This is a genomic window from Marinobacter alexandrii (genome assembly GCA_039984955.1).
Lineage (GTDB): Bacteria > Bacteroidota > Bacteroidia > Cytophagales > Cyclobacteriaceae > Ekhidna.
The window spans coordinates 37,281-50,743 of the sequence record JBDWTN010000001.1; the positions used below are offsets into that span (position 1 = coordinate 37,281).

The window sequence follows — 13,463 nt, forward strand, 5'->3', positions numbered from 1 at the left end:
ATTGTTAAATAATATAACTATTTCAATAAACAGAAAAGTGCTAGATGAACACATCGTTGTACGTTTATGAACAAGTTCAGGGATGTTTCGCTTAGTCAAATGATTGAATTACAGATATTTATGATGTTTGGCACCTTTTGTGACATTAATAGAAAGGAAACCTCAATGTATCAAAATGATAACTTCAATTAAACTATTCTTTAGATCATTAAAGCGAAACAAGCTTTTCTCATTTATCAATATCCTCGGGCTAACTGTAGGGTTTTTTTCATCCATTCTAATTTATCTATACGTCACCAATGAAATGGACTATGATAATTTTCATGAGAATGGAGATCAAGTTTATCGGATAAATCAAACATTTATATGGGGTGAGGATAGTCCTAACTTATTCTCTGCAACAGGTCCTGGTGTTGGATATTCCATAAAGCAGGAAATTCCAGAGGCTAAACATGTGGTGAGAGTGTTTAATGCAAATGACATGCTTCCAATCAAATTTGAATCTGCTGGTCAAGAGCGCTTTTTTAATGATGAGTCTGTTCTTGCTGTTGATTCAAATTTTCTTGAGGTCTTTACATTTCCATTGCTTTATGGCGATAAGAATACATGTTTCGACAATCCCAATTCTGCGGTACTTACTTATGAAACAGCTGAGAAGTTTTTCGGTTCTCATGATGTTTTGGGCGCCACTATTGATATGGATAATGGCGAATCCTATAAAGTGACAGGGGTATTCCAGAAAATTGAAGAAAATTTCTATTTAGATGAAATGGATGTTTTGGTATCACTAAATAGCATTGAACGCATCAAAACCAGTGACTGGAACTGGTTATGGACAATGTTTGAAACGTACATTCTTTTGGAAGATCAAGCCAATCCTCAAGTAGTTCAATCGAAGTTGGATAACCTTTTGGAAAAACATGCGGGACAAACGCTAAAGGCTATGGGATATACTTATGAAGAATATATAGCTGCTGGAAAAGAATGGAACCTATATATGCAACCCTTAACTGATACCTATCTAAAGTCCGACAATGTAATAAGTATACATGGTGATACAGGTAATATAAAGATTGTAGTAGCACTTGTTGGTTCTGCGATATTCTTACTGGTTCTTTCGTGTATCAACTTTATTAATTTAAGTACAGCACAGTTTACAACCAGAGCACAGAATGTCGCAGTAAGGAAGATACTTGGTGGCAATAGTTCAATGTTTGTTAAACGCTTTTTTGGAGAGGCTTTGATGTATTGCATGATTGCTGCACTTTTTTCGATCATGCTGGTATTTTATTCCGTTCCATTAATTAATCAGTCTTTGGGCACAACCCTCAGTTTTTCAGTTTCAGGGCAACCTCAATTAATTGCATTTTTATTCATTTTAATTGTTTCTGTAAGTGCTGTCGCAGGATTCTATCCATTTGTGTTTTTCAATGCATTTAAGCCGATCAGTGCTATGAAAGGGGAATTGAAAACTGGAAGAAAAGGGGTTCGTGTTAGAAATGGAATGTTGATTACCCAGTATGTTTTGTCTTTCCTGCTCATTATCGGTACGATAACCATTTACGAACAACTCAATTATTTTCTAAAGGCAGATCTTGGCTTTGAAAAAGAAAACATTCTGACAATAGATAATGCCGAATGGACGGGATCATTAAATGAGTTTGCTGATGAAGTTGCAAAACTTGAAGGGGTAGTAGGTACCTCCGTATGTGATGCTGTTCCTTTACTTGTTTTCAATGGAGATCAGTTTAAAACTGATGAACCTGATGCTACCTCTCTTCCATTAAATTATACATTAGGCGATGAAAACTATACAGATCTTCTCGATTTTGAATTCATAGTAGGACGTTCATTTGAACAGTCTTTTTCAAGTGACACAGCAAGTATTATCATCAATGAAACTGCTGCAAAAACAATAGGCTGGGCTGTAGATGAATCAATACTGAATAAAAAAGTTGAGAATTGGAGTGGAAAATATAAGGTAGTAGGCGTTGTAAGAGATTTTAACTATTGGGGCCTGAATGGACCAATAGAACCCTTCGCTATTTTTCATTCAAAATCTAATCCAAACGGAGGGAGACCCTTAACAAGAGTTTTGGTAAAAACATTTGGCAATGATGCCGATATGAAAGCTCTAGAGAAAAGATTAGAGGCTAAATGGAACGAGTTTGTGCCGAACAGACCGTTCGAATATACGAACTTGTCTGAACACTACGCTTCTTCTTATGAGACAGAAGAGCAGTTTGGTAGTGTGCTTTCATTCTTTGCTGTACTCACAATTATTATAGCTTCATTGGGATTGTTTGGTATCGTTGTGTTTACTCTAGAACAAAAACTGAAAGAAATAGGCGTAAGAAAAGTTTTGGGAGCCTCTGTTGGAAGTATCGTGTTGCTGTTCTCTAAAAGTTATATAAAGCTTCTTCTCATAGCATTCTTCGTAGCTGTTCCAATTGGTTATTACGTCATGAATATTTGGCTATCGGACTTTGAATACCGAATTAATATGGGAGTGAACATATTCGCTTTCTCGCTAGCAATATTGCTATCTATTTCATTGGCAATATCTATCGTTCAAACGGCGAAAGCGTCCCTTATGAATCCAGCAGAAGTATTGAAGGATGAATAGTTATAAAGATTTTAATATTCTTAGGGACTCTTTGATATGTTGGTTTGCATTAAAGTCAGCTCTAAACGAATGAACAATTATTCCATGTCTATCGATAATAAATGTCACCCGACCTGGGACTAAACCGAAAAGCGTTGAAGGTATTTTGAATGCCTTAAGCGCTTTTTTTCTAGTATCACTTAGTAATATGAAAGGAAGCTTTCTTTTTGTTGAAACTCTTTTGTGAGAACTAGTCGAATCACGACTAATCCCAATAACCTCAGCTCCAACTTCCTGAAACTCTTCGTAATGATCTCTAAATCCACACGCCTGAGCTGTGCAAACACTTGTGTTATCCTTTGGATAAAAATAAACCACTAGAGGTTTTTTGCCTGTGAAATCACTTAAAGAAATCAGTTCTCCATGTTGATTCTCCAATGAAATCTCAGGAATTTTGTCTCCCTTATTTAGCATTTTTCCTGAACTTAATAAGTAGAAGTGGTAATAAGCTTAGATCAATGACTAATGCAATAAGTAACGATAAACTGACAAAAAGGCCTAGGTAATAGGTAGCACCAAAATTAGAAAAGAGATACAAAGCAAAGCCTGACATCATGATGATAGATGTAATAAGCATAGCACTACCAGCATGTTTGAATGTTTCTTTCATGCGCAGCACCGGATCGGACTCTTGACTTTTAAGGTAGTAACTCATCATATGTATAGTGTCATCAACAGCAATACCAAAAGCAATGGTGAAAATGATTGAAGTGGTCATTTTTAATGAAATGCCAAGCCATCCCAACGTTCCAGCAACCATCAAAAGAGGTATTAGATTAGGAACTAAGCTGATGAGTAAAAGTTTCCAGGATTTAAAATAAATCCCCAGTATTATTCCAATTACGAGAATAGCAGTTAATAACCCTTTCAATAGATTGATGGAGAGTAATTCGTGACTTTTATCGATAAGGTAAGTCGTTCCTGTAATTTGATATTGTATGATTTCAGTGTCAATTTCATCCTTTAAAAACAAAAGCATTTTTTCATTCTTCAAACCAGTTTCATATGACCCCAATTCGGGAAAAAATCCAATTAGCCTGGCCACTTTACCATTAGCTGTTACCAGTTTATCTAAACGCTTTGGATCAATTCTATTTTTTAAACGAAGAGTTTGGCTATACGCACCACTGGATGATGGATATTGATAATTCTCGTTTAATCCTCCATTATTGGCCATGTTTAGATACTTAATTATCGTGGCAGGAGATTGAACTTTAGCAATTGGATACTCATTGAGTAAGTATTCTTCAATTTTTATAATTTGATCCATTACTTCTTTGTCCCAGATAGAACTAGCAGTGTCTGTCACTTCTATTCTTACCTCGTAAGGTTTAGAACCTCCCAATTGATCATCTGCAAACTCAAAATCTTTTCTTACTTGTGATTCCTCAGGCAAATCATCCAATAGAAAGGAATTTATACGTAGTTGAAAAATACCGGGAGTTAAAATCATTAAAAGAACACAGGCTATACCTATTATAATTGTTTTGTTATTAAGTAGATAATTGAGCCAGCTTTCAGGCACTTCTAATATTCGTTTTTTTGTCTCGTAGCTTGATATAGAGGCAACCAGTAATCCAAAGGTAAAAGTGATGACAAAGGCAATGAGAATACCAATGGAGGCAAACAAGCCCAGAAACTGAACTGGCTCAGTATTGATCCAAAGAAGACTCAAAAAGCCAATAGCGGTTGTTACGGAAGTTAGAAATGTGGGTACCCATACGATTTTCATTGCACCTTTAACCCTATCTACGGAGTTGCTAGCTAAAGTCTTTTTTAACGCATTCATAAGGTGAACTGCATCTGACATGGAAACAAAGAATAGGATAGGAGGTAATAAGGAACTTAGCAGATTGATTTTATAACCTAGCATGCCAATCAATCCAAATAACCATACGATAGAAAGTAGGCTGATTAAGAATGGTAGCATGGCTGACTTAAAACTTCGAAAGATCAGAAGAAGCAAAACAAAACTTAAGCACAAAGACCCAATTAAGAACTTGCTAAAATCGTTTTGAATGTATGAAATAAAAACACCGGCTGCACTTAGCTTGCCTACTAATCTGATGTTTTCTATGCCATGTTTTTCCGCTTGAAACCTTATTGCACTTAATAGTTGTTCACTTCTTCTTTGATCAGCAAAATGTGCATGATTGAGATAGATACTTAAAGCTTTTCTATTTTCACTGAAAGCACTTCGGTAAAATGGATTCCCAAAAATCCTCATACTATCCTGTCTTAATTGATATTTGGTAGGATCCTTTGTATGAATAAGTGGAAAAATGACCAAGCCAGTTGGGCTCTTGATTACATGCTGAAGAGAAAGGGGAGAATAGACATTCTCGACATCATTGATCTTAGTTAATGACCTTTCAAATAAGTGAGCTCTTTTTATGAAATCTGGATCAAAAAGATGGTTATCTTTTTGAATGATAATATGTAAATAGTCATTGTCATAGCCAAACTGAGCAGAATGTTTAGTGTAAGCTTGACTATCTGGATGGTCGTTTGGGAAAAATTTCTCAAACTCGAAATCAAATGTCACATACTGGAGATTCCATGCTAATATCGTTGTAATTAGTACCAGTAAACTGGTCATAATCACCTTTCCCTTTGTGGTTATTAACCGCTCGACATATTTATCTATTCGTGAGTTCAGGGTTTCTTCGTTTAAAAGTTAATTTTGTTACCAAACTACGAACAGAATGCAACAATACCTGAACCTAATGAAACATATCTTGGATAATGGAACCGAGAAAGGTGATCGTACAGGAACGGGAACTAAAAGTGTGTTTGGATATCAAATGCGATTTGATCTGAGCAAGGGGTTTCCTTGCGTAACCACTAAAAAACTTCACTTAAGATCAATTATTCATGAACTTCTGTGGTTTCTTCAAGGAGATCAAAATATCAAGTACTTAAAAGAGAATGGAGTTTCTATTTGGGATGATTGGGCTGATGAAAAAGGAAACTTGGGTCCAGTCTATGGTGTACAATGGAGAAGTTGGGAAACATCGGATGGAAGAAAAATAGATCAAATAAAAAAGCTTATTGAAGGAATCAAAAATAATCCCAATAGCAGGAGGCATATCGTAAGTGCATGGAATGTAGCGGATGTGGATGAAATGGCATTACCACCATGTCATACAATATTTCAGTTTTATGTTGCTGATGGTAAGTTGAGTTGTCAATTGTATCAAAGAAGTGCAGATGTGTTTCTAGGAGTACCATTCAATATTGCTTCATATGCGTTGTTCACCATGATGGTGGCACAGGTATGTGATTTAGAGCCAGGAGACTTTGTTCATACGTTTGGAGATGCTCACTTGTATTCCAATCACATAGAGCAAACAAATCTTCAACTCACTAGAGAGCCAAGAGATTTACCAACTATGAAAATCAACCCTAATGTCAAGGATATTTTTGATTTTAAATTTGAAGATTTTGAACTAATAAATTATGATCCGCATCCTCATATAAAAGGTGCGATAGCAGTGTAACATTTTGAAGCTTAAGGTAGTCAACTAATCAAGAAATAACCCATGGCAGAAAGTAGCGGAATATTTGATATGATAGGACCAGTGATGATTGGTCCATCAAGCTCGCATACAGCTGGAGTGGTACGTATTGGTCGTGTTACAAATAGGGTATTAGGAGGAATTCCTGAGCATGCTGATATCATTTTCTATAATTCATTTGCAAGAACATATGAAGGACATGGAAGTGATAGAGCAATTTTGGCAGGGTTGATGGATTATCATACAGATGATAAGCGGATAAAGGATTCATTTAAATTAACTGAGACAGCAGGTCTCACGTACAAGTTCAAGTCTATTGGAAGTGCATCTACATTTCATCCTAACTCAGTAAGAGTTTTAGCAAGAAGGAAAGATAAGAAGGTAGAGATTTTGGGAGAAAGTAGGGGTGGAGGAGTTATTCGGATTAAAGAAGTAAATGGATTTGATTCAAATTTTACTGCAAGCCTTCATACATTGATTATCGAGGCTAATGACGTAAAAGGTAGTATAGCATTCTTCACGGAAGTATTGTCTCAGGACGAATGCAACATCGCTACCATGACAGTATCAAGAAAAGGCAGAAATGATTTGGCTTGTCTAATTCTGGAAATGGATTCAGGGATAGACGATATAACCTTAGAGTATTTAAAGAAGAGGAAATGGGTGCATAAGGTCATCTACATTCCGAATATTGATAAATAAATATGATGAAAACTGGACTAATCACCACACTGATTTTATTATGCTTCACCGCAATTGGTCAGGGGAAGAGAGTATTGTCTCTAGAAGAATGTATAGAAATCGCTGTAGATAATAACTTAAGTATAAAACGAAGTGAACTGAACCTTCAAGGTGCTCAGGTTAGCCTGCTGCAAGCACAAGCACAGAGATATCCCACAATAAACTTTAGTGGGAATTTTGGCTATAATTGGGGACGAGGTATTGATCCTACAACCAATCAATTTATTGATCAGCGAATCAATTTTAATGGAGTTGGAGGAACTGCAGCAATGCCCATTATCAATGGTCTTCAAACCCATAACTCTATAAAACAGAGTAAACTAGATGCTGAAGCCTCGAAATATGATCTTCAGAAAGCTGTCAATGACATTTCACTTAGTGTTTCTTTAAATTATTTGAATGTGATCTTCAATAGAGAGCTTCTTGAAAATGCACGCTTTCAATTAGAGTCAAGTCAGCAACAACTCGATCAAACAAAAATATTAGTAGAATCCGGTGCTCTTCCTATAGCAAATGAATTGCAGCTTGTAAGTCAAGTAGCGACTAATGAGGTTACATTAATTAATTCACAAAATAACCTTGACTTGGCTCTTTTGGATTTGAAGCAATCTTTATTACTTCCTCCAGGGCAAGAAATAGATATTGTCATTCCTGAAATAGATATTGATCAAGCTGAAATTGAAAATAGCACTATTGTTGAAGTATATGAAGTAGCATTGGCTAATCAACCTGAAATTCAAAGCGCAGATTTACGGGTAAAAAGCGCAGATGTAGGTATGGATATATCTAAAGGAGGTATTTACCCAACACTTAATCTATCAGGAGGATTTAGTACTAATTATTCTGATGCATTAAAGAATTTTAATCAGACTGGGGCAGCACCTGTTCAGGAGCCAACACAATTGCAAACAGCGTCTGGAGAAGCTGTTTTGCTCAATTCGTTTGATGTACAAGGAGATTTTGAAACGGTGGATTTATCTACTCAATATGATAATAACTTCAGTAGGAGATTGACCCTAAGCTTGAATGTGCCAATTTTCAATGGCTTTAGAACAAGAAGTGATATTCAAAGATCTAAAATCAGCTTGCAACAAGCAGAAATAGCAGCAACCGAACAGCGAAATGTTTTGTATCAAACCATTGAGTCATCTTACAGAAATGCGGTGGCTGCAGCTAAGACATTCTCAGCTTCTCAAAAACAAGTAGCTTCTCTGGAAGAGACTTTTAGAGCTGTTGAAAATCAATATAATAATGGAGCTGCTAATTTCACTGATTATCAAGTAGCTTCAAATAATTTATTTCAAGCACGAACCGATCTTTCAAGAGCTAAATACGATTTTGTATTTAAACAGAAAGTGCTAGAATTCTATCAAGGTAAACCATTAACATTCTAAACCGATCACCAACTTATATATCTAAAATCATGGCTAAGAAGAAGAAAAAATCAAACAAAATTTTATATATCCTAGGCGGAGCAGTAGTTGTACTAATACTATTCGCAGTAGTTGGTAAATCTCAAGGATGGGTTGGTCAGAAGAAAAAACTGCAAGTGGAAGTTTCCAAAGCGGAAAAATATACGATCATTGAAAAGGTAAGTGCATCAGGACAAGTACAACCAGTAGTGGAAGTACAGCTAAGTCCTGAAGTATCTGGTGAGATTATTGAACTAAAGGTAGAGGAAGGTGATTCCGTAAGCAAAGGAGATTTTCTATTAAGGATTCGTCCAGATAATTTTAGATCAGCCTACGAAATTGCACAAGCTAATCTTAATCAGCAATTGGCTAATCAAGCACAGGCAAAAGCATCAGAAGCAAGAGCTGCTGCTAATTTTGAGCGAGCTAAGCAAGACTTTAACCGTCAGGATAAGCTTTATAAAGAAAAAGTTATTTCTGAAGCCGATTATCAACTTGCTGAAGCAAATTTTAAAATTGCTGAACAAGATTATGAGTCTGCAAAGCAAAGCGTAAATGGAGCTGAATATATAGTAAAGAGCTCTAGAGCAAACGTTTCAAACGCTCAGGAAAACCTTAGACTTACCACATTGAATGCACCAATGAGCGGCATTATTTCCAAATTACCGGTAGAACTTGGTGAGACTGTTCTTGGTACTTCACAATTTCAGGGGACTGAGGTAATGCGTATTGCAGATCTTTCAAAAATGGAAGTGCAGGTAGATGTAAATGAAAATGATATTATTCGTATTTCCGTTGGAGATACCACCATCATAGATGTAGATTCATATTCTTATATGGATAAAACCTTTAAAGGAATAGTAACCCACATTGCTAATACAGCCAATGACAAGATATCAGCAGATGCGGTTACAGAATTTGGAGTAAGAATTCAAATCTTAAATAGTTCATATCAAGATCTAGTAAAAGAGGAGGGTCTTAAATACCCTTTTCGCCCGGGAATGACGGCTAGCGTAGATATTATCACGGAAGTCAAGAAAGACATTCTTACTGTTCCATTGGCATCTGTAACTACTCGTTCAGAAAAGGGAAAGAAGAAAGAAGAAGAGAAATCTTCAGCAGACTTAGTTGATGAGGAAGTGAGAGAAGTAGTCTTTGTGATGGAAAATGGAAAAGCTGTGGAGATTGAGGTTGAGACTGGTATTAGCGATTTTGATAGAATTGAAATAAAGTCTGGAGTTTCTGAAGATACGGATGTTATTTCAGGTCCATTCTTAGCAGTCTCTAAGAGATTAAAAGACGGAGATGATGTAGAGGCTAAGGGTAAGAAAAAGGATAAAGAAGAGACATCTGAATCAGAGGATTAACTTATTTTGAGTAGTAAATTTATTTAAAACCTGCCTCGGCAGGTTTTCTTGTTACTAAGTCAACCGGTTATCAAATCTCACTTTTGATTTTAAGCTTAATACCTCAAATTACAAGTACAAAACAACTACACACATGAAACTCACACATATTTTGTCATTCAGTATTGCTGCAATGTTCATTGGATGCAGCTCACCAGAACGTATGGAAAAAAAGGAATTTAAAATTGAGTACGAAAAATTCACACTCGAAAATGGCCTTGAAGTAGTCTTACATGAAGATCATTCAGACCCAATAGTAGCAGTAGCTACGCTCATGCATGTTGGGTCCAATAGGGAAAAACCTGGCAAAACAGGATTTGCTCATTTCTTTGAGCACATGTCTTTCAATGACTCAGAAAATGTCCCAAGAGGAGCAAATCGAAAACTTATTCCAGAATGGGGAGGAAGCAGAAATGGAGGTACATGGTCTGATGGCACGATCTATTATGAAGTAGTTCCAAAAGATGCCTTTGAGAAGATTCTTTGGATTGATTCAGATCGATTTGGTTATATGATTAATACCGTAACGGATGACGCGTTAGAAGCAGAAAAGCAGGTAGTAAAAAACGAAAAACGACAAAGAGTAGATAATGCTCCTTACGGCTATACTGATGAAATTATTCGTAAAAACCTATATCCTGAAGGACATCCATACAGTTGGACTGTAATCGGCTCATTGCCTGATCTTCAATCAGCTACATTGGATGATGTAAAAGAATTTTATGAAGAATACTATGGGGCGGGTAATGCCACACTTGTAATTGCAGGAGACATCAACGTAGAAGAAACGAAGCAGTTAGTTGAAAAATGGTTTGGTGAAATTCGTAAAGGGCCTGAAGTAGAAAAACCTACACCAATGCCTGTTTCATTAGAAAATAGCAAATCACTCCATTTCGAAGATAATTTCGCAAAGCTTCCAGAGCTTAGAATGGTCTATCCAACTGTAGAAGAGTATAATGAAGATACTTATGCTTTAAATGTATTGGGACAGTTGTTAAGCGGAAGTAAAAAGTCTCCTCTTTATCAAGTCATTGTTGAAGAAAAGAAACTTGCTCCAAATGCATCAACTTATCAAAGTAGTAGTGAGGTAGCCGGGGAATTTGTTTTTAGAGTTAGGGCAAATGCTGGTGTTGATTTAGACAGCATTAAAGCTACCATTGAGGAAGGTTTGATTCGTTTTGAAACCAATGGGATTGATGAAAATGACTTAAAGAGAATTAAGGCTGAGTTGGAAACGAATCTTTATCAAGGGGTAAGCACTGTGTTAAATAAGGCGTTCCAACTAGTGCAAGACAATGAGTTTGGAGGAGACCCCAGTTACATTACTCAAACAGCCAAAAACACACAAGCGGTAACATCAGCCGATGTAATGCGGGTTTATAATAAGTATATAAAAGGCCAGAATTACATAATGACAAGCGTTGTTCCAGCTGGCAGTTTAGATTTGACTGTTGATGGATCAGAAGAAGCTGAGGTTTACATTGAAGAGATAGTGGCCAATGTGGAATCTGAAAATGTTACACGTGGCGAAGTAGGGGAATATGAAAAAACATCTTCTAAATATGATCGATCTGAACCAGAGTTCGGTGAATTGCCACTTTTGAACGCACCTGAGGTTTGGACATCTTCCATTGATAATGGAATGCAGGCATTTGGCATTGAGAATAAGGAGTTGCCTTTAGTGTATTTTGACTTAACCATTAAAGGAGGTCATTTCCAAGATTCTCTAGACAAGTCTGGTACCGCATCATTGCTTTCTAGTTTAATGACTGAAGGTACAAAATCAAAAACTCCTTCAGAACTTGAGGAGGCTATTGGCCTATTGGGAGCTTCGATAAATGTTTTTAGTACAAGTGAAGAAATTAGAATCTCAGCGTCATGCTTGACAAGAAATTTTGGTGAGACATTTGATCTGCTGAAAGAAATATTGTTGGAACCAAGATGGGATCAAGCAGAGTTTGATCGCTTGAAGCAGTCTCAACTTACACGATTAAAAGGAAGAGAAGCCAGTCCAACAGCAATTGCTTCTACTGTGTTTAACAAGCTAAATTATGGACCTGATCATGTCATGAGTTACCCTGTAAGTGGAACCCTAAAGACAGTTGAGAGTGTATCAATGGATGACCTAAAAGCTTTTTATGAGCTCAATTTTTCTCCAGTTGTGGCAAACTTTCATGTAGCTGGAAATGTCAGTCAAGAAGAAGTGATGGGTGCACTTTCTGCGCTACAAGAAGAGTGGCCTTCTAAAGATGTGCAACTAGCGTCTTATAACTTACCTGAGAATAGTAATGCAGGAAAATTCTATTTTATTGATTTTCCGGGAGCAAAACAATCAGTTCTCTATATTGGTAAATTAGCTCTTTCAGGTATGGAGGATAAATTCAATGAAGTAGGCTATGCCAATGAAAAAATAGGAGGAGGGTCTAGCGGCCAGCTATTCCAGACTCTTCGGATTGAAAAAGGGTATACGTATGGTGCTTATTCATTCGTAAGACAGATGACGGAAGTGGCTCCATACACGGTTACTTCCAGCGTGAGAGCCAATGCGACTCTTCCATCTTTGGAAATCATCAAAGACATGCTTGCAAACTATGCCGACCGATTCACTGAAGAGGACGTAGAAGTAACAAAGAATAAAGTTTTAAAAGCAAATACACGTGCTTTTGAAAGCTTAGGAGCTAAGCTGGGGATGCTTCATGAGATTAGTCAATTTGGCAAGCAAGCGAATTTTATGGAGCAAGAACAAGACGAACTCACCTCAATGACACTTGAAGATTATCAAAAATTGATCAATACGCATATGAACGAAAGTGAGATGTTCTATTTGGTATTAGGTGATGGAGCAACTCAACTTGAAGAGGTCAAGAAGCTCGGGATGGGTGACCCAATTATTTTAGATATAAAAGGAGATCCTATTACTCAGTAAGGACAGCCCTCAGCAAAAAAAGTCCATCCCTTCCAAGGGATGGACTTTTTTTCAATCCATGCTCATTGCACTTTCCACAGCATCAGTGATCTCTTGCATTTTACGCTGAGTAAATTTCCCCCACGTAGAGTAGACAATCTTCCCTTCTGGATCTATTACATAGAAATAGGGTACGTTTTTTCCGTCAAAATTGAGCGCTTCCTTATATTCTTTCAACGTGCCTTTATAAAAAAGGACATTTGGCTGAAGCCTCTTATCAATCGTTTTTTTGAGCTTATTCATTACTTTTTGATAAGCTGGCCGCTTAGCTCCGGTAAACATCGGGACGAAGTAGGTATTGACGTCAAATGAAAAATCAAATAATCCAGGATTTGGATTCTTGTAAATGAATTGATTGTAAATAGGTTCAAACCATCCTTTCAAGAAGTCTTCTGCCTGTTTTGAATAAGCAAGACCTACTAAGCTATACTTGCCACCAATATCTTTTGGTAGCATAACAAATTCATTGGTCAGTGTTTCAGCTTCCATATCTGGAAAAACACTTCCTACTTGAGCATGTAAATTAGTATGCCCGATATACAGGATAAACAGTGTGAGTACTAATATTCTTTTCATTGAAGTTGCTTTTTGATCAAGTTAAAATACGCATGGTTAACGAAAGAATCTGTTTTATCTCATAAATTTCCTAATTTCATGTGAATAATCTATTTTTCAATGGACACATGGAATCACTTAAATTTTATTAATCCTTGAATTTCTATATTAAAGATTATGAAATTTACGCTTATTTCGTTT

9 protein-coding genes are annotated in these 13,463 nt (G+C 36.6%); 6 read left to right on the top strand and 3 right to left on the bottom strand.

Going from position 1 to position 13,463, the window contains the following annotated elements:
* Nucleotides 1–175: 175 nt before the first annotated feature.
* On the top strand, nucleotides 176–2,626 hold the full coding sequence (locus ABJQ32_00065; protein MEP5288005.1) for an ABC transporter permease: 2,451 nt from the start codon (nucleotides 176–178) through the stop codon (nucleotides 2,624–2,626).
* Here ABJQ32_00065 and ABJQ32_00070 read toward each other — a convergent pair whose 3' ends face one another.
* Nucleotides 2,627–3,079 (bottom strand): peroxiredoxin, encoded by a 453-nt coding sequence (locus tag ABJQ32_00070; protein ID MEP5288006.1) that lies wholly within the window; start codon nucleotides 3,077–3,079, stop codon nucleotides 2,627–2,629. It abuts the gene before it with no gap.
* Nucleotides 3,069–5,264 carry an MMPL family transporter gene (locus ABJQ32_00075; protein MEP5288007.1) on the bottom strand — a complete coding sequence of 732 codons (2,196 nt, stop codon included), beginning with the start codon at nucleotides 5,262–5,264 and terminating at the stop codon, nucleotides 3,069–3,071. Before ABJQ32_00075 ends, ABJQ32_00070 begins: the two co-directional genes overlap by 11 nt.
* A 106-nt stretch (nucleotides 5,265–5,370) precedes the next feature.
* Between ABJQ32_00075 and ABJQ32_00080 the strand changes: the two genes are divergently transcribed.
* The 5 genes from ABJQ32_00080 (at nucleotide 5,371) to ABJQ32_00100 (ending at nucleotide 12,668) form a co-directional block, all read left to right on the top strand.
* A complete protein-coding gene (locus ABJQ32_00080) occupies nucleotides 5,371–6,165 on the top strand; it encodes a thymidylate synthase (GenBank protein ID MEP5288008.1) in 795 nt (264 codons plus the stop codon).
* A 42-nt stretch (nucleotides 6,166–6,207) separates the two neighbouring features.
* Nucleotides 6,208–6,885: an L-serine ammonia-lyase, iron-sulfur-dependent subunit beta gene (sdaAB, locus tag ABJQ32_00085; GenBank protein MEP5288009.1), complete on the top strand. Its 678-nt coding sequence runs from the start codon at nucleotides 6,208–6,210 to the stop codon at nucleotides 6,883–6,885.
* A 5-nt stretch (nucleotides 6,886–6,890) separates the two neighbouring features.
* A complete protein-coding gene (locus ABJQ32_00090; GenBank protein ID MEP5288010.1) occupies nucleotides 6,891–8,318 on the top strand; it encodes a TolC family protein in 1,428 nt (475 codons plus the stop codon).
* A 29-nt stretch (nucleotides 8,319–8,347) separates the two neighbouring features.
* Entirely contained in the window at nucleotides 8,348–9,703 is a 1,356-nt protein-coding gene (locus ABJQ32_00095) for an efflux RND transporter periplasmic adaptor subunit (GenBank protein ID MEP5288011.1), read from the top strand.
* A gap of 133 nt (nucleotides 9,704–9,836) precedes the next feature.
* On the top strand, nucleotides 9,837–12,668 hold the full coding sequence (locus ABJQ32_00100) for a pitrilysin family protein (protein ID MEP5288012.1): 2,832 nt from the start codon (nucleotides 9,837–9,839) through the stop codon (nucleotides 12,666–12,668).
* 51 nt (nucleotides 12,669–12,719) lie between these two features.
* On the opposite strand, the gene ABJQ32_00105 is transcribed toward ABJQ32_00100, so the two are convergent.
* Nucleotides 12,720–13,283, bottom strand: coding sequence for a hypothetical protein (locus ABJQ32_00105; protein ID MEP5288013.1), 564 nt, complete (start codon nucleotides 13,281–13,283; stop codon nucleotides 12,720–12,722).
* Between the last annotated feature and the right edge of the window lie 180 nt (nucleotides 13,284–13,463).

What these genes read in the sequence shown, in the direction of transcription:
- ABJQ32_00105 (MEP5288013.1), bottom strand. Translation starts at nt 13,283, where the DNA reads ATGAAAAGAATATTAGTACTCACACTGTTTATCCTGTATATCGGGCAT.
- ABJQ32_00100 (MEP5288012.1), top strand. Translation starts at nt 9,837, where the DNA reads ATGAAACTCACACATATTTTGTCATTCAGTATTGCTGCAATGTTCATT.
- sdaAB (MEP5288009.1), top strand. Translation starts at nt 6,208, where the DNA reads ATGGCAGAAAGTAGCGGAATATTTGATATGATAGGACCAGTGATGATT.
- ABJQ32_00095 (MEP5288011.1), top strand. Translation starts at nt 8,348, where the DNA reads ATGGCTAAGAAGAAGAAAAAATCAAACAAAATTTTATATATCCTAGGC.
- ABJQ32_00080 (MEP5288008.1), top strand. Translation starts at nt 5,371, where the DNA reads ATGCAACAATACCTGAACCTAATGAAACATATCTTGGATAATGGAACC.
- ABJQ32_00090 (MEP5288010.1), top strand. Translation starts at nt 6,891, where the DNA reads ATGAAAACTGGACTAATCACCACACTGATTTTATTATGCTTCACCGCA.
- ABJQ32_00075 (MEP5288007.1), bottom strand. Translation starts at nt 5,264, where the DNA reads ATGACCAGTTTACTGGTACTAATTACAACGATATTAGCATGGAATCTC.
- ABJQ32_00070 (MEP5288006.1), bottom strand. Translation starts at nt 3,079, where the DNA reads ATGCTAAATAAGGGAGACAAAATTCCTGAGATTTCATTGGAGAATCAA.
- ABJQ32_00065 (MEP5288005.1), top strand. Translation starts at nt 176, where the DNA reads ATGATAACTTCAATTAAACTATTCTTTAGATCATTAAAGCGAAACAAG.